This window comes from Paenibacillus sp. VT-400 (assembly GCF_001029205.1).
GTDB lineage: Bacteria > Bacillota > Bacilli > Paenibacillales > Paenibacillaceae > Paenibacillus > Paenibacillus amylolyticus.
This window is the reverse complement of the sequence record NZ_LELF01000067.1, coordinates 1,376,723-1,400,107: the sequence shown is the minus strand read 5'-3', so window position 1 is coordinate 1,400,107 and position 23,385 is coordinate 1,376,723. Positions and strand designations below refer to the sequence as shown.

At 46.7% G+C, this 23,385-nt stretch carries 20 protein-coding genes; 5 read left to right on the top strand and 15 right to left on the bottom strand.

Features of this window, described 5'->3' with window-relative positions:
- The first annotated feature begins 28 nt into the window (after nucleotides 1–28).
- Nucleotides 29–715, top strand: coding sequence for a hypothetical protein (locus tag EL84_RS17005; RefSeq protein ID WP_047842440.1), 687 nt, complete (start codon nucleotides 29–31; stop codon nucleotides 713–715).
- 101 nt (nucleotides 716–816) lie between these two features.
- Here the strand turns inward: EL84_RS17005 and EL84_RS17000 are convergent, their stop codons facing one another.
- Nucleotides 817–2,331: a UxaA family hydrolase gene (locus EL84_RS17000; RefSeq protein WP_200904533.1), complete on the bottom strand. Its 1,515-nt coding sequence runs from the start codon at nucleotides 2,329–2,331 to the stop codon at nucleotides 817–819.
- Nucleotides 2,328–3,845: a tagaturonate reductase gene (locus EL84_RS16995; protein WP_047842439.1), complete on the bottom strand. Its 1,518-nt coding sequence runs from the start codon at nucleotides 3,843–3,845 to the stop codon at nucleotides 2,328–2,330. The genes EL84_RS17000 and EL84_RS16995 overlap by 4 nt, the downstream gene beginning before the upstream one ends.
- Nucleotides 3,846–4,037: 192 nt before the next feature.
- Between EL84_RS16995 and EL84_RS16990 the strand changes: the two genes are divergently transcribed.
- From EL84_RS16990 to EL84_RS16980, 3 genes are all read left to right on the top strand, one after another.
- Complete coding sequence (locus EL84_RS16990; protein ID WP_036609506.1) at nucleotides 4,038–4,913, top strand: AraC family transcriptional regulator; 876 nt, start codon at nucleotides 4,038–4,040, stop codon at nucleotides 4,911–4,913.
- 142 nt (nucleotides 4,914–5,055) lie between these two features.
- Entirely contained in the window at nucleotides 5,056–7,044 is a 1,989-nt protein-coding gene (locus EL84_RS16985; protein WP_036609508.1) for an elongation factor G, read from the top strand.
- Nucleotides 7,045–7,058: 14 nt separating this feature from the next.
- Complete coding sequence (locus EL84_RS16980; RefSeq protein WP_026081149.1) at nucleotides 7,059–7,736, top strand: tetratricopeptide repeat protein; 678 nt, start codon at nucleotides 7,059–7,061, stop codon at nucleotides 7,734–7,736.
- 113 nt (nucleotides 7,737–7,849) lie between these two features.
- Here the strand turns inward: EL84_RS16980 and EL84_RS16975 are convergent, their stop codons facing one another.
- The 13 genes from EL84_RS16975 to rpiA all read right to left on the bottom strand — a co-directional run bounded on the left by EL84_RS16975 (nucleotide 7,850) and on the right by rpiA (nucleotide 21,059).
- Nucleotides 7,850–8,911 (bottom strand): phosphotransferase, encoded by a 1,062-nt coding sequence (locus EL84_RS16975; RefSeq protein ID WP_053061518.1) that lies wholly within the window; start codon nucleotides 8,909–8,911, stop codon nucleotides 7,850–7,852.
- A 92-nt stretch (nucleotides 8,912–9,003) separates the two neighbouring features.
- The gene (locus EL84_RS16970) at nucleotides 9,004–9,630 is read right to left on the bottom strand and encodes a GDSL-type esterase/lipase family protein (RefSeq protein ID WP_017689264.1); all 627 of its coding nucleotides are present in this window, start codon (nucleotides 9,628–9,630) and stop codon (nucleotides 9,004–9,006) included.
- 205 nt (nucleotides 9,631–9,835) lie between these two features.
- Complete coding sequence (locus EL84_RS16965) at nucleotides 9,836–13,003, bottom strand: MMPL family transporter (protein WP_047842438.1); 3,168 nt, start codon at nucleotides 13,001–13,003, stop codon at nucleotides 9,836–9,838.
- Nucleotides 13,000–13,458: a MarR family winged helix-turn-helix transcriptional regulator gene (locus EL84_RS16960; protein WP_047842437.1), complete on the bottom strand. Its 459-nt coding sequence runs from the start codon at nucleotides 13,456–13,458 to the stop codon at nucleotides 13,000–13,002. Before EL84_RS16960 ends, EL84_RS16965 begins: the two co-directional genes overlap by 4 nt.
- Nucleotides 13,459–13,678: 220 nt before the next feature.
- Nucleotides 13,679–14,116, bottom strand: a complete 438-nt coding sequence (locus EL84_RS16955) for a GNAT family N-acetyltransferase (RefSeq protein WP_047842436.1) — start codon at nucleotides 14,114–14,116, stop codon at nucleotides 13,679–13,681.
- A gap of 55 nt (nucleotides 14,117–14,171) precedes the next feature.
- Entirely contained in the window at nucleotides 14,172–14,357 is a 186-nt protein-coding gene (locus tag EL84_RS16950; protein ID WP_036670270.1) for a hypothetical protein, read from the bottom strand.
- A 68-nt stretch (nucleotides 14,358–14,425) separates the two neighbouring features.
- Nucleotides 14,426–15,139, bottom strand: a complete 714-nt coding sequence (locus EL84_RS16945; RefSeq protein WP_047842435.1) for a class I SAM-dependent methyltransferase — start codon at nucleotides 15,137–15,139, stop codon at nucleotides 14,426–14,428.
- Between the two features lie 68 nt (nucleotides 15,140–15,207).
- Entirely contained in the window at nucleotides 15,208–16,161 is a 954-nt protein-coding gene (locus EL84_RS16940; RefSeq protein WP_047842434.1) for an alpha/beta hydrolase, read from the bottom strand.
- 36 nt (nucleotides 16,162–16,197) lie between these two features.
- Nucleotides 16,198–17,895, bottom strand: coding sequence for an ATP-binding protein (locus EL84_RS16935; RefSeq protein WP_047842433.1), 1,698 nt, complete (start codon nucleotides 17,893–17,895; stop codon nucleotides 16,198–16,200).
- A gap of 15 nt (nucleotides 17,896–17,910) precedes the next feature.
- Nucleotides 17,911–18,999, bottom strand: coding sequence for a cobalamin-dependent protein (locus EL84_RS16930; protein WP_047842432.1), 1,089 nt, complete (start codon nucleotides 18,997–18,999; stop codon nucleotides 17,911–17,913).
- Nucleotides 19,000–19,285: 286 nt separating this feature from the next.
- Complete coding sequence (locus EL84_RS16925) at nucleotides 19,286–19,747, bottom strand: MarR family winged helix-turn-helix transcriptional regulator (protein ID WP_017689273.1); 462 nt, start codon at nucleotides 19,745–19,747, stop codon at nucleotides 19,286–19,288.
- A 15-nt stretch (nucleotides 19,748–19,762) separates the two neighbouring features.
- A complete protein-coding gene (locus EL84_RS16920) occupies nucleotides 19,763–20,362 on the bottom strand; it encodes a GNAT family N-acetyltransferase (protein WP_047844246.1) in 600 nt (199 codons plus the stop codon).
- Between the two features lie 25 nt (nucleotides 20,363–20,387).
- On the bottom strand, nucleotides 20,388–21,059 hold the full coding sequence (gene rpiA, locus EL84_RS16915) for a ribose-5-phosphate isomerase RpiA (RefSeq protein ID WP_047842431.1): 672 nt from the start codon (nucleotides 21,057–21,059) through the stop codon (nucleotides 20,388–20,390).
- 510 nt (nucleotides 21,060–21,569) lie between these two features.
- On the opposite strand from rpiA, the gene EL84_RS16910 reads away from it, so the two are divergent.
- Nucleotides 21,570–23,312, top strand: a complete 1,743-nt coding sequence (locus EL84_RS16910; protein WP_047844245.1) for a methyl-accepting chemotaxis protein — start codon at nucleotides 21,570–21,572, stop codon at nucleotides 23,310–23,312.
- Nucleotides 23,313–23,385: the final 73 nt, after the last annotated feature.

Below are 23,385 nucleotides of genomic sequence, written 5' to 3'. Positions count from 1 at the left end.
TAAACACAAAAAGGAGCCTACTGATATCATGACTTATGAAGCCGTTATAACGTACGAACAAGCAGTACAGCGTATCCAGTCTATAGGGCTGCTGCCTCTGGCACCACTATTTGCCGATTATCCTTCGCTGTCATCGCTAACCCCCAAAGAACATTGGCACAAGGATGATGAACTCGATCCCTGGTTATGGCGTTCACGTCTGGCTGAAGAGGGCATTGCTGCTTATGGAAAGTTTGTCAAAAAGAAAGCGCTTCTTGTCTCATCTGAGTACTTCCCTTGGGTACACCGACTGCTTGCCGACTCCAAAACCATCAAGGAACAGTATGAAGCGGGTCTGCTCTCCCGTGAAGCGTTCAAACTCCATGCGTTAGTTGCAGAACAGGAAGGCATAGATGGACGTGCCTTGCGAGCACAAGCTGGTTTCGGGGCAAAAGAGGACAAAAAAACATTTGACCGTGGACTTCTGGACCTTCAGGGCTGTGCAGCCATTGTGATCAGTGGAACCAAAGAAAAAGAGGGACTCGCCGAAGGCAAAGTCGCATGGAACAGCTCCGCATATGAGACCGCAGATCACTGGATACAGCGTCATGGCATTAAGCCATTCGAAGGCAGCGTAGAAGAGGCACGTGAACTGTTGGCTGCGCAACTACAGCAACATGCTTCACCCGCCGCATTATCAAGCATCTTCAAAGCACTTGGCATCCGTGCAATCTAAATAAAGCCAATCCCGGTTGTAGTGCAAATTTCAACCGGAATTGGCTGTGGTTCACCCTATAATGCAACCTAGACGATTAACAACATCCAGCCAGAATGAATTTATAGAATCACGCCATCCTTGAATATGGCAATCTCCCGGAATCCATGTTGCTCACTGAGTGTATGTGACCGTCCTGAAGCAATATCAATCAGCTGGCCGAACAGCTGTACTTTGACCTCATCCATCGTCTGCCCCTCCAACAACTGGCCTGCGTTGAAATCAATCCAGTGTTTTTTGCGATTAGCCAGATCGGATTGGGTCGCAATCTTGACGGTAGGTACCGGACCTCCGAATGGAGTCCCCCGCCCTGTTGTGAAGAGCACAATATGTGCACCCGCCGCAGACAGTGCCGTTACAGATACCAGGTCATTACCCGGTGCTTCTACAATGTTCAGACCGGTTTGAGTTACACGTTTGCCATAGCGTAGAACGTCAACTACGGAAGAACGTCCTCCCTTTTGCGTACATCCAAGTGACTTTTCCTCCAGCGTTGTGATGCCACCAGCCTTATTCCCAGGTGAAGGATTCTCATAGATGTTCTGGCCATGGTTCACAAAATATTGCTTGAAGCCGTTCACGAGGTCCACCAAATCGTGAAATACCTGCTCATTGGCAGCACGGTTCATTAAGATCGTCTCCGCACCAAACATCTCCGGAACTTCCGTCAGAATAGCCGTACCCCCGGCAGCAACCAACATATCAGCAACTGCACCGACCAGCGGATTAGCTGTAATGCCGGATAAACCATCGGAACCGCCACACTTCAAACCAATTTTGAGTTTACTGAGCGGAAGCGGCTGCCGTTGTTCATGTTCAACGATCTCAACAAGTTCTTCCATCAGTCGAAGCCCTTCCTCAAGCTCGTCATCCGTTTCCTGTGCTTTGAGAAACCGTACTTTGCCTCGGTATTCCGGAGCAATACACTCACGGAATTCATCGACCTGATTGTTCTCACAGCCCAGACCGATGACGAGCACGCCTCCTGCATTCGGATGCTCCACCAAGGAGGCCAGCAACTGTTGTGTATACTTCAGATCATCGCCAAGTTGTGAACACCCGAATGGATGCGGAAAGTGAAATACACCATCTACCCGGCTTCCAAACTGGGACTGACCCATACGTGCCAAAGCTTCACACACTTTATTGATACATCCAACCGTATTCACAATCCAGATCTCATTACGAATACCTGCTTCACCATTGGGGCGCAAATATCCATCGAATGAGCGCAGATGTTCCGGAGGCATGTCCGTCTGAACCTGCGCGCCCGGTTGATACTCATATTCAAGCAATCCGTGCAGACCCGTCTTCAGGTTGTGACTATGAATCCAGCTTCCCTGCTCAATCTGCTCTTGGGCAATCCCGATGGAGAAACCATACTTCATCACATCATCACCCGGTGCCAGCGTATGCACAGCAATCTTATGCCCTTTGGGCACGTCATCCAGCAAGGTAAAAGAAACACCGTCTGGCAGGGTAATGCATTCTCCTTTGGCATAATCCCGAAGCGCTATAATGACATCATCCTGTGGTTGAATGGCAATCCAGTCATTGATTGTACTTGTTGTGTTCATTTCCCTTCACCTTCCAACAATCCGATTTCACGAACAAGTGCTGCACGCAGCCCTTCTCTTGCATCCAGATTTTCGCCCCAGATCAGGGTATCTGACAACACAGCCGCTACCCGGTTATCCAGTTGGTTCTGATCCCTGTTAAGCGTGTCATAACCGTCCCAGTGTGCAGCCAAAGCAGCCAGGACATCCGGGTCATCCCGCAGCAGAATGTCCTCTCCATTCAGTCGTTGTGCCTTGTAACCTTCTGGCGTATTTACCGGACGATAGAGACACAATAATCCAGCAAACCCTTGAATTAAACGTTCTGGCCAACTTCCCTGATTTTGCTCGTAAGACAAAAGTGTTGGCAGCACACGCACCTTGAATTTTCCGATCGTATTCAAAGCAATATCTTGCAATTTGTGATCAATATACGGGTTAAGGAACCGTTCGAACACTTCTTCTGCATACTGGTCCAGCTGATGATCGGGCATATCCAGAGCAGGGACGATCTCCTGATGCACAGCTTCCCTGATCCATGTGCCAAAATGTGGATCTTCCATCGTTTCTCTCACATGCTGCTTGCCTTGCAGAATGCCTAGTGATGACATTAAGGTATGCGCCCCATTCAAAATACGAACTTTGCGTACCTGAAAAGGCTTCAGATCTTTCACCCAATGTACATTGAGACCTGCCTGCTTGAGAGGAAGTTTTTTGTCCAATGATTCATCACCCTGAATGGCCCAGAAATGATATGGCTCTGCCGTATTAATCAACTGGTCCTCATACCCCCAGCGATTCGTCATGGAATCGGCTTCCTCCTGGGTCGGCGCACCTGTTACGATTCGATCTACCAGATTGTTCAGGAAGTGATTATGGTTCTCGATCCATGAACGGAAGCCATCCGAATACCCATAATCCTCACTATGACGGAGGACACAACTGCGCAGCACATCACCATTGCCTTCAAGCAGCTCGCATGGCAGATGAATCAAACCTCTGGATGGATCACCATCAAATTTCAAATATCGCTGATGCAGGAAAACCGTTAATTTCCCCGGAAATGATTGGACGGGTTCACCCTCGATATAGTCCGCATACGTATATTTCAATCCTGATTCGGTTGTATTGGAAATAACGAACTCAAGTGAAGGCAGTTCTGCCAAGTTCAGAAAGGCATCCCATTCCTCATACGGATTAATACACTGTGAGAAAATGGAGATCAACTCTGTCCGCTCAACCGGCTTCCCTTGAGACAGCCCTCGCGTAATCATCGTATATAATCCATCCTGATCACGAATCTGCTCCAGCTTGGCTTTGCCTCCCGGTCGTGGTTGGGTAACAGCTACACTTCCATGGAATTTGCCTTGTCTGGCACTCTCATGAAGCATCCAGTCTGCAAATCCCCGCAAGAAATTACCTTCTCCAATCTGCAAAACCTTCACGGGACGTTCCATAATCTCCTTGCACTTGCGCTGACCATCGCTCCCCAGTAAATTCAGCTTCAACCTTGGCCGTTTCGTGCTTGCCGACATGGACACTCACCTCATCGATTATTTGTACTGTCGGAATGCAGCTCGAAGGCTCTGCACCCTTTTATTGTAAACGCTTTAAATTCATTGTATCATCAATAAAAGGAAATTAAATTGCTTATATTGCGGTAAATATACTCTCTCATGACCAGGTATAACATCTCGTTGAAGACGATCGTCTGGAAAGGAGTCTTTATGGAACGTTCACCTGTTCGTACGACTATTCAAGCAGAATCCGGTATTCCCTTCCGCCTGGTGTACAGCGATACCAAATCCCCTCAGAACGAATTGCCAGATCACCTTCACGACTGGCATGAAATTATCTATGTATATCGGGGTCAGGGAAGCATCTTTATTGATACGGGACTTGAGAATATGCAGGAAGGAGATCTGTTCATTATACCGGGCAGCACGGTTCATCGAGCTTTGCCGGATGCAGGCAATCCTGTCACATCTTCCGCATTGTTCTTCAGCCCGGGCTTACTGGCATCGACCGCCGGAGGCGCTGCTTCTTCCTTGCTAAGCCTGTTTGAACGTTGTCGTAAACAACGTGTGTATAAGAGGCATTTGAACACAGAGGAGCAATTACAGGTGGCCGCCCTCATTGATGATATTCAGACCGAATTCCAGCTCGGTCATCATCTAAGCGCACATGCGGCCCTGTTAAGGCTGCAACTGTTGCTCATTTTTCTGGAACGTCTGGAAGCTGCTGGACCTGCGAATCCGGGTAAATCCGCTCCGGGTCCCTCATGGCTCTCTTCTACGATCTCTCATATTGACGAGAACCTTCGGAATGGCCTTTCCCTCCCTGAACTGGCGCAGTACGCCTCTGTATCCCCTGCCCATTTCAGTCGTGCCTTCAAACGATACACGGGAATGACTCTAACGGATTACGCATTAGCACGAAGGGTCATTATGGCGAAAGAGCATCTGGTGCAAGGTGATGAGACGATGGCAGCCGTTGCCGATGCTTGCGGGTTCGACAGCCTGCCCCACTTTTACCGTCAATTCAAAAAATTAACCGGCACAACACCCGCAGCATACCGCAGAACCATGAACAGTTCTCGTTAAAATAGAACCAGACTGGAACATAGGTGCCTGGGCCTAATCATATATATCCACATATTCTTCCATATGGAAGATGTGGTATGATAATCTGGATTATTACTTGTCGGAAACATTGCATTCCGTTGTCAGAGGAGCTTAGCATTCCATGTTAAACGAATTGAATCGCAGGAATATTGGTATCTTCGCCCATGTGGATGCGGGGAAAACAACCACCACCGAGCATATGTTATTTGAGAGTGGTGTCGTCCGCAGTCCGGGACGTGTAGATGACGGAACAACAGCCACAGACTCCCTGGACATTGAGAAAGAACGTGGCATATCCGTTCAGGCAGCCATGACCTCTCTGATCTGGAAGAACACCATCATTGACCTCATTGATACGCCTGGTCACATTGATTTTAGCTCCGAAGTAGAGCGAACGCTACGGGTAATGGATGGAGCTATTCTCATTCTGTCGGCAGTAGAAGGCATTCAGTCCCAGAGTGAAGCCATCTGGCATGCCCTTCGTTCACTTCGCATCCCAACCATCATTTATATTAATAAAATGGATCGGATTGGTGCGTCTGCCCCAGCGGTAATGGAGCAGATTCGTTCCACCCTGTCCCCTTTCGCATGCGAAATCCAAACGTATCAGTTCCACGAAGATTCATTTCATGGCATCGACTCGCTATGGAACCCGAATCAAGATTCTCTGTCAGATGGCACACCTTCCATTCCAGGTCTGGTCGAGATACTTGCCGAGCTGGACGAAAAGGTCATGGAAGCCTACATCCAGGAGACTCCGTTATCACAAAGGGATCTGAATGAAGCATTCCTGCGGTATGTGCATCAGGGTGAGATGTTCCCTGTGTGTTATGGGGCTTCCGGCAAAGGAATTGGCGTCACGGGATTGCTGGACACGGTCCTTGCATTTCTGCCTCCACCTGCACAACCAGTGGACTCTCCCGTATCCGGTGTTGTGTTCAAAATTGAACGTGACCGTACGATGGGCCGCACGGCATACGTCCGTATGTATGGTGGCAGCTTACACAATCGGGATACCATCCATAATTCGACGCGGGAGCTTGAAGAGAAAGTGACGCAGATTCGCCGTATGGATGGACGGAAATGGGCGGATACCGGTGCCGTTCACGCGGGGCAGATTGCTGCGCTGTATGGACTGAGTGACACACATGTGGGTGACATTATCGGCAATCCTGAAGGTGTACCTCCTCTGCCACAGATGGCTGTGCCTTTGCTGACCGTACAAGTACATGGCAAGGACCCGGCACGTTACCCCGATCTTGTCGCAGCATTGCAAGAATTGACGGATGAAGACCCCTTACTCGACCTGCAATGGTTGCCGGAGGAACGAGAACTGCATCTCAAGGTCATGGGAACCATTCAGCTTGAGATTTTATCCAGCCTGTTGCTGAGTCGTTTTGGATTGGATGTCGTGTTTGATCCGCCATCCGTCATCTATAAGGAGACACCACGTACAGCCGGAGAAGGTTACATCGCTTATACGATGCCTAAGCCCTGCTGGGCCATCCTTCGCTTCAAGATTGAACCTTTGCCTCGCGGAAGCGGTCTGATCTATGCCTCAACCGTAAGGACAGAAGATCTGCTGTTACGTTATCAGAATGAAGTTGAACGACGAATTCCGGAAGCCTTGTCTCAAGGTATGCTCGGTTGGGAAGTAACCGATCTGCGCATCACGCTGGTGGAAGGGGAACATCATGTCTGGCATACACATCCGCTGGATTTTGTTGTAGCCACGCCTATGGGAATCATGGATGGATTGGCGAGAACAGGTACCACGTTGCTGGAACCCCTTCTTCAGTTCCGGCTGACGGTCCCGGAGGAATACGGCGGTAAGGCCCTTAGTGATCTGGTACATATGCGGGCAACCTTCGAAGCCCCCGTCATTGGTAGCGGACGTTGTATTATTGAAGGAGTTATGCCTCTTGCCACCTCAATGGATTATCCGGTGAAACTGCGTTCCGAGACAAGCGGCCGCGGAGTGCTTACGACTTCGTTTGCCGGATACCAAGATTGTCCTGCGGATGTGAATCATACTTGCAAACGCAGAGGAGTTAACCCGCTGGATCAGTCGAAATATATTTTAAGTGTACGAAACGCGATTACATCATAAATGGAGTTGAACCTGTGCTTATTAAATTTCTTATCTTTGGCCTTCTATGGCGGATTGTAGGTAATCCGTTCATTGCCATCCTCATTTTACTCGTTATACTGTATTTCCTGGATCGTCGTTACGTTGGGGTGTTCCCAAGCTTCACGAAACCTCTCAAACGTATGCGTAACATCTCACGGCTTCGGCAACAGCTTGCGATGAGTCCCAATGAAGTTTCTTCCAAGCTGGAACTGGCTCGCCTGTTAATTGAGCGCAAGCGTTACAGCGAGGCACATGCCTTATTGCTTGAACTGGAGCGCCCATACGAACAATCAGCTGAGTACTGGGAGGCATTAGGGACAACTGAGCTTCATTTGGGCAACATCGAAAAAGGCGAACGTCATATTTTGCAAGCCCTCGAGATCAACCCCAGAGTCAAGTACGGACGCCCGTACCTAACCCTTGCTGGAGCCTTCAAAGATACGCATGAGGACAAAGCGCTGGATTATGTGCATCAGTTTCAGGAGATTCATTCCTCTTCCAGTGAAGCTTATTATCTGCTCGGTTCGGTTCACCGTTCCCTTGGGCGCAATGCTGATGCAAAACAGGCTTACGAGCAATCCTTGAACGTGTATCGTTCGTTGCCCAAATACAAAAAACGCCAGGAGCGCCGCTGGGCTGTCCGCAGTTGGTTCCGCAAACGTGGATTGTAATGTCATTCGCTATACGCTGTAATCTTCATATATCACTTTTCTAACCAATAAAAGTGCACTGATCTCTGCCCTCGTATGAGCAGAACCAGTGCACTTTATTCTTAATAACGATATTAATACACCAATATCTCACGCAGTCGTTCTTCATGGAGATGCATCCAGTCAATCCGCTGTTTGAGTTTCACAATCTGCTCCACAGCCACTTCCGGGTCATCTGTACCCTCGAACATCCGACTGATGAAATGCATGACCACATCCAGACTACGCAGCAAAATCAATCGAGGTATAGCCAGCAATTCTTCCGGTTTCAGGCTGACCTGTTCCCGAAATCCCCTGATCAGTCCCTCCTGTGCCTGCCACATCCAATCTTCACTCTTGTCCATGGTAAGGAGGTCAGACATCGGAACAGCCAGCTCCATTACCCGCAAATCCCATGTCGCAAATTCAAAATCCAAAATGGCACAGATTTCACCATCCTGCTGATCTACCAATACATTCGAGGCATTCACGTCCCCATGAACCAATTGATGCGGCAGATGTTCCATACCCCGCAGGGCTTCAAACAGATCTGGCAGCGCCTCTCTCAGTTGCTTCAACTCATTTGCACATGAGGCCAATTGCTCTGGCGGGGATGTGCATAACTGTAATAATCGTTCTGGTGAACAGAGCGGATACGCATCCTGAATTCGATAATATGGTGGATACACAGGTTCAAGTGGTATATCCCGGGTAGCCATAACAGAAGACAGGGCCCCCGCCGCTTTACCGAGCCCTATCAATTGATCTGGTGTATGCCAGATGGGATTGACGCCTTCCCTATAATGAAACAGAGTCACAATTTTGGTATGACCTGTCAGGGTATCTTTTACAGGAAGGAACGTACCTCTCTCACCAGATAACCGCCTTACAAGTGAAGGTGTATCAAGCTTAAAGTTCGAACGTTGGAGGGCTGCCAGCACCTCGTGTTCAAAGGTGATTTTCATCGGATCATTATGTGTTTCATATTGTCTCATGACGTAATTAGTCCCGTCTACATGGAGCATGTAAGTAGAATTATTCATCCCACCCTTTCCCCGCTCGCCTTTCCAATCCGATGTAAAACCATATAAGGCCAACACTTCGGATATACGCTGCTGCTCTGAAGGATGGAGGGAACCAGAATCGATGTTTTGCACCAAAAATTAACCCCTTTATCTCACAAAATGGAACTGTCTTTTATTTATCTTAAAGGAAGTCCATCGCTTGGTCTAGTTCTGTTCCAAAGTGATCAAGAGAACGGATAATATCCCGTCCGATTAAGCTGCTCCGCAATGACACGATACCCTCTTGCATTGGGATGCACTCTGTCCCAGAACAACAGTTCACGTTCACGACCTTCAAACCTGTCATACACCTGAGCACACGCATAGTTGCCTGATCCCGCTCCATTCAGAAACGAATTATATTGGCGCACCCAGTACGCAGCTTCCGTCGCTTGTGGATACGGGTTGTACAATCCGATGGATCGGACCATATACTCATGGTTGCCCTTTAACTGCCGAATGTGCCGCATGATCTGGGATACATTACTGCGGGTTTCTCCGAGCACCTGTGTCATTTTGCTGGCATTTGGAATGCCATTACTTGCTTTAAACGTACGAATCAGATCATTCCCGCCAATGGATATGGTAATGATATCCGCTTCACGGAGCGATTGCCGCACTCGGGGATGCGAAGAGATCATCTGCAACATTTCCCCCGACGTCAGTCCATTCACGCCCATATTTTCCATGGATACAAACGTACGAACATTCATTTCTGCCATTCGCCGATATAAAGGAACAAAGCCGGTGCCCAGCAACGCTCCTGTACCTACCGTTAATGAATCTCCTATAGCCACATATCGATATACCATCCCGTCGCCCCTCTCTGCTGTGATTTCTCTGAACCATAATGAACTGCTCTATATCTTATGATGAGTGGCAAGACAAGGCGCGGGATGGTGTCCTTAGGCATGCACCCTTCTTTTTGCATAAAACCATATTTCTTCTTCTGTAGAGGTAAAAAAAAGAAAAAAGCCCTGCCGCATAACGCGGCAGAGCCTGATTCATTGCAATGCATTACATGCCTATGGTCCGATCCGAATCAACGGAATCTGATTGTTCCTTGTTCGGGAACGGCCACCAGTTGGCCCGGCCAAACATCTTCACCATCACTGGGACGAAGAATGGCAGGAACAGCAGAGAGTACAAGATCAGTCCGCTAAGGACTACTGTGGCAATCTGCATCATCGAGAGAACACCGGATGGATACATCGCAGCAAATGTACCGCTCAGAATGACTGCGGCAGATAGAATAACGGTGCCCATGTTTTTCATCGCGTACAACATCGCATCCTGTACTTTCATACCTTTGTTCTCATTGAAACGGTCCATCAGGAAGATGCTATAATCCACACCAAGTGCAATCAGCATAACAAATCCGAAGAACGGAGTAACCCAGCTAATGCCTGCGAATCCGAGGATATTAACAAAGATCACTTCGGTTAACGCCATCGATGTGAAATAAGCCAGTAATAAGGAAACAATCAGATACAATGGCATAATGACCGAGCGAAGCAGTACGACCAGAATAATAAATGTGCCTGCCAGCATCAGCATTACAGTACGTGTATAGTCATTATTCGAGATCTCCTGCAAATCTGCAAACGTGCTGGTAACGCCACCTATGGCGATATCTGCTTTTTCAAGCGTACTGCCTTGTACCGCGCGATGTACTGCCGCCTCAATGTCAGGAACACGATCAATGGCTTCTGTTCCGTATGGATTTTCGGCGAAAATAACATCAATCGTCATCGTTTTCCGATCTTCAGACAGATACGTATCAAATACCTGTGTGAAGTCTTTGCTGTTCAGTGCTTCATCAGGAACGTACCAACCTGCCAGATCGGAATCTGGTGAATTTTGCAATTGCGTCAGGTAGTCCTGCGCTGAATCCAGTCCCCCGGATACCTGTTTAATACCATCGACACTCTGGTTCAGTCCATCTGTCAGTTGTGTCAGCTGACCACTCAGATCCGAGAAGCCTTGCTGAATCTTCTCCTGACCACCCTGAAGCTGACCAAGTCCATCCTGAATGGAAGGAATTTCGCTAATCACTTTACCTTGACCATCCGCAGCCTGTTTGAGACCGGATTGCAACTGACCGATTCCCGTTACAATCTGGCCCAGGCCATCGGCAAGCGCCTTTTGTCCGGCTGCTGCGGAGGCAAACCCTTCATTGGCCTGATTAATTCCAGCGGCGGCTTCTCCCAGCTTGCTCTTAATCTGACCCAAACCTTGAGCAAGCTGCGCTGTGCCAGAACCTGTTTCACCAATCGTACCTTTGATACGTTGGTAATCAGCATCTTGCTGCAATTCAGGATAACGCTCTTCAAGTGCTGTGAAGGATTCGGACAGACTGGTTAGAGCTGTTGAAACCCCGTTCAGCTGTTGTTCCAGTTCGCGGGTTCCATCCCCCAGCGCAGCGACCCCTGCTCCCGCCTGACGATAGGCTTCAAGCAACTGATTGTTCGCCTGTGCAAGTTGATCTGCACTCGTTTTGGCTTGCTGAAGTCCGGCTTTCAGATCACCCGCACCTGCGGAACCATCTCGAATGCCTTTTTCAATCTGCCCAAGTCCCTCACTGAGTTGCGTGATACCCGATTGCAACTGGGAGGTTCCTTTGGTAAGTTCACCTGCTCCATCAGCAGCTTCTTTTAACTGTGGTTCATTTTTACTTAGCTGACTGCTGGCTTCACTCAGGCCATCACGGATTTTGTCCAGACCCGTCTTGCCTTCACCCAGTCCATCCGATAATGTTCCCACTTGCTGTGTAACTTCAAAATCTTTAATCTCATCACCCGTAGGTCGTGTCATACTACGGACACCAGAGACTCCGGCTACTTTCTCTACTTCCCGGCTAATTTTCTCGGCAACGGCCATATACTTTGCATTATCCATCGCTTCATCGTTCTGGATGACGATCTGACCCGGCAGTGATTCACCCGGACCGAAGCTGTCAGAGATAATGTTAAATGCTTTTACTGAATCATATTTCTCGCCAATCTCATCGAGACTGTTGAACGACAGTTTGCCATCGTAGGTTGCCAGAAGAGGCACACAGACAGCTGCAACGATGAGCAGCGCAGCCCATGGACGTTTAAGTGAAAAGCGACCAGCTGCACCATAGATCTTGCTCTCCGCATGTTCAAGTGAACCCTTAGACGGCCAGAATAATTTCTTGCCTAACACCGCCATAAAGAATGGTACGATAGTCACCAAGGCAAGCATCATCACTGCAATACCTACAGCTACGGCAACCGCAGAACGGTACAACATAAACTGGGCAAAGCCAATCGCAATGAATCCAACCAGCACAGCTAGTGCTGAGAAGAGTACCGTTTTACCGGCAGTACGATAGGTAGCAATGATGGCATCCCACGTATTCTCATGATGAGCCAGTTCTTCCTTGAACCGACTGATCAGCAGGATGCAGTAATCCGTACCAATCCCAAACATGACGGCGACCATAAAGATCTGTGTAAACGTGGATATCGGGAAGTCCATCCCATCCACCAGGAATGCAACAATCTGTTGCGATACAATGTAACTGATCCCCACCGTCAGCAGCGGTACAAAAGGAGCTACAAACGAACGGAAGACCAGGAACAGAATGAGTAAAATAAAGACAACTGTAATATATTCCGATTTCTTAAGCCCCTCTTGGGAACTTTCAATGGTGTCCTCATCAATCAGACCTTTACCGGTTATGTAGTGCTCCACATTGACGGACTTCAATGCTTCATTCAGGTCTTCCCGCATTTCCTTGACCGTACGATCTCCCTGATCAATGGATAGCGATGTTAGAATCGTTTTTCCGTCAGCTGAGATCATCTTCTCGGACAGTTCAGGCTGAGAGAAAGGTTCCAGAATGGACAGAATGCCGAGCTTCTCCTTGTCGGCCTCCAATTGCTTAACTGCCTTCTCTGCCTCTTGTTTCCCCGTGGTGCCCAGCCCATCGGGATTATAGAATACAAGGGCGATCTGGCTCCCCTGTTGTTCTCCTTTTTGTGCTGCAGCTTCATTCAGAATCGCTGCTGCCTGGGTGGAAGAGTACCCTTCCGGAACCGAAAACTGTCCCTTTTCCCGAATCAGTTCACTCATGTTAGGGGCGGTAAACATCAACACGGCAGCTACAACAACCCATAGCCCCATTAACCACCATCTTGCTTTTAGTATCGTTCTCATTCGTTCTCCCGTCCTCCTTCATGCGATAGCAAAGCTGCAAGCTTCTCAAAAGATTCAATGAAAATTTGGACTTCTTCCGGTTTAAAATGAACCAGATACGGCTCCAGAATCTGCTGTATTTCCTGTTCTGTTTCCCTGTATACCTGTCGTCCGGTATCCGTCAGTGTCAGATATACAACGCGGCGGTCACGTTCATCCCCGGCCCGATGGACCAGATCGCGATCCACCAGCTTGTTGACCAAAGCGGTAATGCTGCTCTTACCTATACACAGAAGCTCTGCAAGATCAGAGGGCGTGCAGAAAGGTTTCTCTTCAATCAGACGAAGTGCGCAGAACTGATCGGTCGTTATGGTCTGCCCCACTTGTTCACGTATCCGCGTATCAAACCGCTTATTGACCATAAAGGAAGCATCCAAATAGCGGTTCACCAAACTTTTTGCATCCGGTGTACTCATTCTTCATTCTCCTTTCCCGAATCTATATAGTTCACTTAACGAACTATTCTTCTGTGAAACTATTCTATAATGAAACAATCTTACAAAGCAATACTTTTTTCCTGCTTTTCTGATGAAAACGACAAAAAAAACAGGACGTCCGACTCAGCTCATTGCCAAATCCAACATCCTGTACTGATTATAATCCATATATTTCTTAAAGTAATAAAATGCCTCTGTGCTACTCTTCGTCTGTATCTTCCTCTTTTTCAAGCACACAACGGAATCGCTCCACACCTGGGTATAATTCACCCAGACTATATACCACAAACCCCGTATTCCGATAAAACTCGACGGCTTCCAACTCGGTCTCAGCGATCAGTCTATCGGGATTGTATGTTGCCAACAGTTGTGAGATCATACCACGTCCATAATTTTTAAAGCGGTTTTCAGGCAAAACCGAGATATGATGAATGGTAACCTCACTTGTTCCTGTCTTCTCATATCCAATCAGACCGATCAATTGTCCCTCATCTTCGTAACCGCCCATTTGCAATTCGTCTTTCTCTACATATTGTTGCAACGTACGGTTCAAGTGATCCGGATCAGGAAAGACCGAGTAGGACAACAGCTCCTGTACTTCCGGCTCCTGTATGCGTGATTTCAGATTAATTAACACCTTGATTCCTCCTATACCTTGCTTGTTTCCGTTATCGTATTGTAGTCGTTAGCCTCTAAAAGTTCAAGTCGTGTGCCGATTCAGCTCCGATACCCTCCAGCACATTTTGCTCAGCATTGGTATCGTGATAACGGTTGCAACCATTCTTTTGCACATAGGATACAATCTTCCCGTTCTGATCTGCGACAGCCACACGCGTGTGGCTCCCTCCTCCATCCATCCCTATTACATATGTATTCATCCTTAACCATCTCCCTTCAGACCACACATTAAGAGTGCCGGGTCCTTTGTCAGGTCCCGGCAGAGAATTTATTGCTTTTGCACAGCGAAACGAAGCAGTTCACAACGAAATTGTGTCGGTTCATCATACTTTTCCTCTTCAATCGTCTGTGTAACATGTTCCTGAAGCAGAATATTCCAGCCTTTGTAGGCATCCTCCAGTATAGCAATCGCCTCGGCTGTGGGCAGGTTCAGCTCAATTAATGGTTCAATCTCCTTTCCTGTATTGATTTCTTTCTCCTCCACATTGGTGCTCATCGTAATACAATGAATGCCCCCTGTACGAGTTCCGGCCTGTAACCGGTCTATCGCTTCCATAAAGGCTTGTTTATTTGAGACATGTTCCAGACAAGAACAAGCAGCGATATAATCAAAATAGTTTGGCTCCACAGCATAATGTTCAACATCTGCTTTCACTGCCTGTACGATATGATCAACCTGATATTCTTTCGCATACTTGCGAAGTCCATCTACTGCCTCATCCAGTAAATCCACACCGATGACTTCACTGTTCGTTTTTGCAAGGCGCTGTGCAATCGGTATCGTATGCCTTCCGACTCCGCATCCCAGATCGAGGACACGCAACTCCTCCTTGTGAGCAAGTAGACGTTCCAGCATATCCATCACCATGGGCATGGGCCTCGACATCCAGGTACCAGAGGCGAATAATTCATTATTCTGATAGAAATTGGAATGATAACCTGCCTCTGCTTTTCGCGCAGCCTCAAATTGTTCGTTTCCCATCAAGATACCCCCATCGTTTAGTAAATGATTTGCATCTTCTACTTAATACCCAGATTGTCACAAAAAAATCAATTAAAAGCAGGCGACAGATTTTTCTTCATAAAGGATTCCAGTGCCGCCTCATATCCGGTGCGATCGACTTGAAACGCTGTGCCATGACCCGCACGGGGGACGGTCAGCAATTCCTTTTCGGTTGGGCAGGCTTCATACAACCTGTACACCATTTCCGTTGGTACAAACGTATCAGCCTCTCCGTGGATGAATAACACGGGAACGTTAACTTTGGCAAGCTGCTTGAGAGCCGAAGCCTCTCTAAAGGAATACCCTGCTTTCCACCGGGAGATCAGACTTGTGACAGGTATAAACGGAAATGCAGGTAGCTTGTATAATTGCTTCAACTGGAACGTCAGTTCTTCTTCCACGGATGTATACGCACAATCAGATACAATCGCTTTAACCTGAATCGGCAGAACTTCACCACCTGTCATCAGTACGGTTGCTCCTCCCATGGATATGCCGTGCAATATGATTTCCCCTTGTGTACCCACTTTTTCAAGCACCCAGTTGGTCCACTGGACATAATCCTTCCGATCTAACCAACCAAAACCAATGATATCACCTTCACTCTGTCCATGACCTCGATCATCTGGCATGAGTACGTTATAACCATGCTTTTCCGCATAAAACCGGGCGAATCCAGCCATTTCTCTGCCTCTCCCCGAATAACCATGTGCCAGAATAACCGTCTGATTCGACCCTTTATTGGAACCGAGCCATGTACCATACAGTTTTAATCCATCATGTGATTGAAGAGATATCTCTTCTGTAGGCTGAGCATCCAGCCACTTCAGGTCAGAAGCACTGCTAATGATTTCATTGTCCGGTTCAGGCATCAGATTTGGATTATCTACCAAAAACGTTTTTGGCGTACGGCGAATGGCCGTTTTGAAAAAATAAAGCCCTCCTGTCCACAGAAGTGCAAGAACGATCAGTACCAGTACTGCAAGTACGTAGAATAACATGAACGAGCCCTACCCTCTTTCCTTATTAAGATATATTCAATCTTTACTTACTCGTTGCAGTGCTGCACATGCTGCTTGATAGGCGGGTAACAAAGCATCCAGCAAAGGTTCTGCTTTCCGTGATTGACCTTCCTTCGCGAACTGCTCTATCTGAGCAAACAAAGTTGATAAATAACGAATCCCCAGGCTCAAACTCCCTGATTTCAGATCATGGGCTACCTCGGTTGCAGCAACATGGTCACCGGACACAATATGTCTGCGCAGCGCCTCAATTTTGCCAGGTGTATCGGTACGATACATGTCCAACAACATACCAAGGAGTGTACGATCGCCATCGGTGTTTAATTCCGCAATCTCATGTACGATGCTCATATTTAGTACCTCGGTCGGTTCGGAGGATTGCTGCCACTTCTCGATCATCTTACTCAAAATTTCCAGCGTGAAGGGTTTGCCAATAAAGTCATTCATCCCGGCTTCCATACACTTGTCTTTCTCTCCCTGCATGACATTACCTGTCATTGCAATGATTGGTGTGGTATGGCGCATTTCATCCATTTCTATCGAGCGGATTTTGCGTGTTGCCTCCAAACCGTCCATCACTGGCATCATATAATCCATGAGAATCAAACTGTATTTTTTGCTGAGAAAACCAGCTATTGCCTCTTCCCCATTCACTACAGCATCCACTTGGTTTATTCCCAGTTTTTTGAGCTGCAACATAACCAGCTGCCGGTTGATGACATTATCATCGGCCAGCAATACAGATACAGGAGGAGCTTCATCATCCATATCCTGCCCCTGATGCTCTTGAGCGGAAGCAACAGACTGGTTACCGTCTTTCTTACCAAGTGTAAGTTCGAACCAGAATGTTGATCCTTCACCCTCCTGACTGTCTACTCCAATCTGACCTTCCATCAGTGTAACGAGCGACTTGCAGATCGATAATCCAAGGCCCGTTCCTCCATACTCACTTGAGCGTCCTCGTTCAGTCTGCACGTAGGGTTGAAATAACTGGTTCTGATCTTCTTCCGAGATACCAATGCCCGTGTCTTCGACTTCAAATCGGATCATTTGTGTAATCTCATCATCTTTCATAAGGGCGACTCGTATCCGCACTGTACCTTCTGATGTGAATTTGTTCGCATTCTGAATTAGATTGATCAGTATCTGTGTAATCCTCGTTGAATCCCCTTCAAGAAGGGTAGAGATTCTGGGGTCACAGTCTATCGATAACTGATTTCCGTTCTTTCTGACTTGGGGTTCGAGCAAACGAACAATATAGTTTATCGTCTCTTGCAGATCCACTTCTCCCAGTTCAAGTCGCATCTGACCCGCCTCAAGTTTGGACAGATCCAGAAGATCCTGAATCAGCTTAAGTAGCAGTTTGGCAGCATCCTGTATAACGGAAACGGAATTCTCCTGTTCTTCAGACAATGGAGACAGCTTCAGCATCTCAGCCATCCCCAATATGCCATTCAATGGCGTACGAAAATCATGACTGATGCCTGCAATAAATGCGATTTTCGAATCACCTGCATCTACTGCTTGCTGACGTGCAGCTTCAAGACTGTTATTGTTCTTTGCAAGCAGACGTTGGAGTGTCACCAGTTCATTATTCATATCCGAGAATTCCGTAAGTGTCCGTTCCTCTTGCTCTTTACTCCGGATCATCTGATCCGATAACTGCTCAATCGTTCTGCGTAGCCTCTGTATCTCTCCGCCCTCATTAGACATCACATCATCCCTCTCTTAATCCCTAACCATATCAAGCTGATTACAAGTAGCTGGCTGAGCCAGTAATTGTTCTGCAACCACTACCGCTTCATCGGCTCCTGGAGCATAACCGTCAGCTCCTATCGTTTTCCACAACTCCTGATCAATATTAAAGGGATATCCCCCAACCATAATCTTCACATGTGCCGTTGCCGGATGATGACGGATCAGATGAATCAACTCTTTGGCCAGATGAAGGTGATACGTCATCGTAACTGAAATCGCAACAACATCGCCCTGATGCCGCTCTATAGCCTCTATTACACTTCCATTGGGAACATTGGCTCCCAGATAGTGCGTATCCCAACCTTCCATCTCGAACACATCTGTGAGCATACGCAGTCCGATCTCATGTTGTTCACTGCCTACACAAGTAGCCACTAGTTTTTTATCCTGACCCGTATGAATCAGCCAGCGAGAATAAAGACGTGATATGAATGACTGGGTCGCTGCCGTACAAAAGTGTTCCTGCCCCACACTAATACGATGGCATTGCCACAATCGTCCAATTTCATATTGGGCAGGCTGAAAGATATATCGATAAATATCACGAATCGTCACCCCGGCTTCTAACTGGGCTTCAATGATCTCAAAGGCTTCTTTCCGTTTATTCTCAAGCAAACACTGTAAGTACGATTGCGCGGCATCTCCATATGGCATGGATTCGTTGATGTAACCCGCCTGTGACTCCATATGTGTTGTTCTATATATTCCCATCTCCAGATACTCGAGCAGAAGCGCCTTTGACGGATGCTCAAATTCTTCTTCCAATGTCTCTTTGATCAGATTGAGATTAATCACCAGGTCTTCTGGTGATACCTTATAACCCTCAAGTAAAACTTTCAGCCAGGCAATATAATGAGTAAACAGACCTGGACTCTGTACGAGCGCACTTTCTGCCAAATAGTTCAAGCTATACTCCGAATCCTGTTTGGTTCGCATTTTTCCATTCTCGCCAAATCGGTCAAGTAAATCGGGCTGTCTGAGATACTGTTTCTCCGTTATTTTATCAGCTAAGTTCGCAGATTCCTGGAGCAAACGTTCTCCTGCTTCTTGATGACTCATAGATGCCACCCTCCTCATACCCGCATCACACTCAATCTTCATTCGTGACTAATCCAGAATGAGATCGATGTTAGTTAACTTGCAATCGGGATAGGTTCTTCTACTTGATCCAATCCATCCATTCCGCTCTTAATCGTTCTGTTCCATTATACATGAACTTTCGATGATCATGTTTTACACACCATGAATGTATAGAACAATCTTCCTATATTATGGAGGGCCTTGCAAGTCAGTCAGCCAGTATATACCTGTACTTTTCGAGATCCACAAAAAAAACTGACCTGCGTTATGAACGCAAGTCAGTTTTCCCTTCTGCCGCCAGTCCCAGCTTCTTCAACATCTTAATCGCATCCACTTTCTCGGAAGGGTCAAGTCCTTCCAAAGCATCAATGATGACCTGATGGTGTTGAGGAAATATCTGTGTGAACAATTCTCTTCCTTCTTCGGTTAACTCAGCGTAAATGACACGCCGATCTTCCTTGGATGGTCGACGAAACAGCAGATTTTTATTTTGCAACTTATCTACAACGTACGTAATATTACCACTGGACATTAAGACCTTTTCACCAATCTTTTGCAATGCCTGCGGTCCCTTATGATATAACAAATCAAGCACACCAAATTCTGTCGTATTCAGTCCGTGACTCTGGATGTCCCGATTGGAACGTGAGGTCACAGAATTGTAGGCCCGAACAAGAACCACGAATAATTGTAAAGACAGTTCCCGGTTGTCCTCCGTGTTCAGCATTTCAATAATCCTCCATCAGTTGTTTACATTTCGGCTCGTATGAGGGGCAAGCTTCTGCTCCCACTCCTCACGGAGCATCCCCATACGAATTGAATCATAGTACTGCCCGCGAACGATACGACACTTCCGCATTCGCCCCTCCACCTGTAATCCGGCTTTCACAGCCGCACGCATCATACGTTCATTACCAGACCAAGTAGTCAATCCAACCCGAACCAAAGGCATCTGTTCGAACAAATGACTTGACCACATGACAAGTGAGCGTGTGCCAACCCCGCGTCCCCACTGGACAGATCTGTATATTACAATCCCCATTTCCAGCCACATGGATAACTCATCTTCTATGTAATAGCTGATTGTACCCACAATTTGTCTGTCGGATTCAATAATACGGATTGATACGGGTCTGGAATCGCCTGGATCTACGTCCATACGTTTGAGCATACCTTGTTCAAAAATTTCATAACTTTCGTGTTTAAGTGGGTAATAGGGTGCATCCCATTGCTTCCATTCAGGTACGTCATCACTGTAGATCAATTCATAGAGTTCTTTCAGATCCTGTTTCTCCACACACCTGAGTACAAGTTCACCATCAACGATTGGCAGTTCTTTCATACGATGAAAAGCACCCTCTTCCATATTAAGAACGATGAAGCTCTTCGATACTTCCATCCGCATTGGCAAGAATGACTGTACTAGCCATATCCACAAATAGTCCGTTATCAACAACACCTGGTAACATGTTCAATTGAACATTAAGGTCCGCAGCGTGATCAATCGCCTCCAAGTGGCAATCTGCTATCAGGTTTCCGTTGTCTGTCAGATAACGTTGCTGTCCATCCATCCGCCACTGTGGTTGACACCCCAATTTTTCGAGCGCCTGGAAGGTCCACTCAGAAGCAAATGGAACCACCTCAACTGGAAGCGGGAATTTCCCCAACTTTTGCACGGCTTTGCTGCCATCCGCTACAATAATCAATTTGTCACTATTGGCCGCCACGATTTTCTCACGCAAAAGAGCCCCGCCCCCCCCTTTAATCAGGTTAAATTCGGGATCAACTTCATCAGCACCATCAATGGTCAGATCCAGACGTCCAATCTGGTCAAATGGGACGATGGGAATCCCCCATTCACGGGCAAGCTTGTCTGAAGCCTCTGAAGTGGCAACCGCTTGAATGTTCAATCCATCACGTACCCGCTCACCGATCCGGCAGATGGCATAATAAGCTGTTGAACCTGTACCCAATCCAACCTTCATTCCATCTTCAACATATTCTGCCGCACGCTCTGCTGCTATCTGTTTAAGATTCATCTATAAACCCCCGCTGCTCATAATTTGAGAAATGCATATGTAGTTATTATAGATAAAACCGCTTCCGATGTATATCCGTGCCTTCTGTTGCATCTCTGCCATCATATTTTTGTTTTGTTGAAGGATGTATTTTTACCCACCATGTTATAGAATACAGAATGAAGCTAAAAAATGGGAAATTTTAAAATAAACAGTTCTAAATACCTATAAACCATCTGATATGTCCATAAATACGTAAAATATTAAAAAAAATTTAACGATACTATTCAATTTAACGACATTTTATACGACATATTAATTATAGATGTGTTTTAATAATTAGACACCTATGGTTCATACGGTACATAAGTCTCTACGAAAGCGACTGATAAACCAAGACCATGGTCGCATAAATTTCCTTTGGAGGGGATCACGGAATGATCTAGTTCACTGTACCAAAGCAACCCTAAAGTTTCTTAATTTAAAGAAGATCAGGAGTGGAATTTAGTGAAATCATTAAGTTGGAAAAGCATGTCGTTTTTCTCCAAAAATTTGTTACTCTCATTTACTAATATCATCATCATCGGGGTAGCACTTATCGCAAGCAGTTACTACTTTCAAAAAACAGTTCTTGTTGATCAGCTGCATGGACAGGTGGAACAAATTACCAAAAAGTGGGCTGAAGATATCAATCCTACCGAGGTACAAGCTGCTATTGCGGAAGGTAGCTATGATGGAGCAACACAAACGAAATTACGAGCGTATTTCGATGAGATGCAAGAATATTATCCTAACATTGCACAAGCCTACATCTTCGGTGTTGAGCTCGGTGGCGATAACAAGAGATTAACTTCCCTTGTAGCGATGCCGACCAATTTAAGAGAGGCTTTTCAAAGTGAGAACGTAAATATTGGTGACATGTATGAGCAGCCGGTCGTTGTAGCCAATGCACTGAAAGAAATGCTTAATACGGATCGCCCAACATTCACAACATTTTATTCCGATGATTTCGGAACATGGACAACCATTGCATATCCAATCAAAGACAGCAACGGAAAGATTTTCTCATATTTTGCCGTTGATGCAGATGCATCAGCTGTACCTGCGGGACTAAATTCCTTGCTCAAAAACGGAATTATCATCCTTGTGGCCTTCTTGCTGTTATTCCTGATTATCCAATACCTTGTAGTTAAAAACACACTTTCCCCTATCCGTCACTTGATCAAAGGAATTGATGACGTAAGTCGGGGTAATTTGAATGTCAACATTCCGACAGGCAAAGACGATCTGGGACTCGTTAACGAGAAGTTCAACACCATGGTTCGCAAAATCAACGATACTATCGTTAAAGTGCAAATCACCTCACAAGAAGTAAATCAGTCTGCCAAAGAGCTATATGAAGTTTCCGAGCGCAACAGTGAGAATGCAGATTCTATCAATAATAATGTTACTCAAATCACTTCCAACATTCGTTCACAGGAACAGGCAACCCGGGATAGTGCACGTGCCATGTCCGAGATGGCTACCGTAATCCAGACGATTGCCAGCAGCTCGGCAAGTGTAGCGGATGAAGCCTATGAGATGGAACGTCGTTCGCAACAAGGTAACAGTGTTGTCCGTCAGGTATCTGAACAGATGAATCTGATTACGGAATCGGTTAAGAATACCGCTTCTGCCATTGAGGTTCTGGAGAGTCGTTCACAGGAAATTGGCGATATTCTCAATATCATCTCGGGAATCTCCAGCCAGACTAACTTGCTTGCTCTTAATGCTTCCATTGAAGCAGCTCGTGTTGGTGAAGAAGGAAGAGGATTTGCAGTTGTTGCAGGTGAAGTACGCAAACTTGCCGAGCAGTCTGAACAAGCAACCAGCCAGGTTGGCGTATTGATCCAAGAGATTCAAGCTGGAATTAAACAAGCTGTACGTGCTATGGAACAAGGTACGTCAGAAGTAGATACAGGGCTCAGCGTAGCCGATCAAACAGGACAATTGTTCGAAGATATTTTAGAAGCAGCGAAAAAAGTATCTAATCAGATTCAGGAAGTATCAAGCGCGACAGAAGAAATCTCTGCGGGTACGGAGGAAATGACCGCTACAGCGGACGACTTGTCTTCAAGCGTAAGCAAGACAGCAAACAGCAGTGAACAAATTTCCTCATCTGTTGATGAGCAAAAAGCATCTTTGATAACACTGGTAGACTCCTCCACACGCCTTAACAGTATGTCTGAGGAACTCCAAGAATTGATCTCTCATTTCAATGTAAGCAAACAATAATTCAAATCCACAAACATTCGGTTTGAACCAAGGAGGAATAACTGAAGTGATTGAAAACCAACCATCTTCTTCC

Excerpts from the sequence above, each read along its gene's own strand:
- EL84_RS16925 (WP_017689273.1), bottom strand. The coding sequence starts at position 19,747 with ATGCTGAACACGGAGGACAACCGGGAACTGTCTTTACAATTATTCGTG.
- rpiA (WP_047842431.1), bottom strand. The coding sequence starts at position 21,059 with ATGAATCTTAAACAGATAGCAGCAGAGCGTGCGGCAGAATATGTTGAA.
- EL84_RS16965 (WP_047842438.1), bottom strand. The coding sequence starts at position 13,003 with ATGAGAACGATACTAAAAGCAAGATGGTGGTTAATGGGGCTATGGGTT.
- EL84_RS17005 (WP_047842440.1), top strand. The coding sequence starts at position 29 with ATGACTTATGAAGCCGTTATAACGTACGAACAAGCAGTACAGCGTATC.
- EL84_RS17000 (WP_200904533.1), bottom strand. The coding sequence starts at position 2,331 with ATGAACACAACAAGTACAATCAATGACTGGATTGCCATTCAACCACAG.
- EL84_RS16935 (WP_047842433.1), bottom strand. The coding sequence starts at position 17,895 with ATGTCTAATGAGGGCGGAGAGATACAGAGGCTACGCAGAACGATTGAG.
- EL84_RS16950 (WP_036670270.1), bottom strand. The coding sequence starts at position 14,357 with ATGAATACATATGTAATAGGGATGGATGGAGGAGGGAGCCACACGCGT.
- EL84_RS16995 (WP_047842439.1), bottom strand. The coding sequence starts at position 3,845 with ATGTCGGCAAGCACGAAACGGCCAAGGTTGAAGCTGAATTTACTGGGG.
- EL84_RS16920 (WP_047844246.1), bottom strand. The coding sequence starts at position 20,362 with ATGAAAGAACTGCCAATCGTTGATGGTGAACTTGTACTCAGGTGTGTG.
- EL84_RS16985 (WP_036609508.1), top strand. The coding sequence starts at position 5,056 with ATGTTAAACGAATTGAATCGCAGGAATATTGGTATCTTCGCCCATGTG.
- EL84_RS16970 (WP_017689264.1), bottom strand. The coding sequence starts at position 9,630 with ATGGTATATCGATATGTGGCTATAGGAGATTCATTAACGGTAGGTACA.
- EL84_RS16990 (WP_036609506.1), top strand. The coding sequence starts at position 4,038 with ATGGAACGTTCACCTGTTCGTACGACTATTCAAGCAGAATCCGGTATT.
- EL84_RS16910 (WP_047844245.1), top strand. The coding sequence starts at position 21,570 with ATGTCGTTTTTCTCCAAAAATTTGTTACTCTCATTTACTAATATCATC.
- EL84_RS16960 (WP_047842437.1), bottom strand. The coding sequence starts at position 13,458 with ATGAGTACACCGGATGCAAAAAGTTTGGTGAACCGCTATTTGGATGCT.
- EL84_RS16930 (WP_047842432.1), bottom strand. The coding sequence starts at position 18,999 with ATGAGTCATCAAGAAGCAGGAGAACGTTTGCTCCAGGAATCTGCGAAC.
- EL84_RS16940 (WP_047842434.1), bottom strand. The coding sequence starts at position 16,161 with ATGTTATTCTACGTACTTGCAGTACTGGTACTGATCGTTCTTGCACTT.
- EL84_RS16945 (WP_047842435.1), bottom strand. The coding sequence starts at position 15,139 with ATGGGAAACGAACAATTTGAGGCTGCGCGAAAAGCAGAGGCAGGTTAT.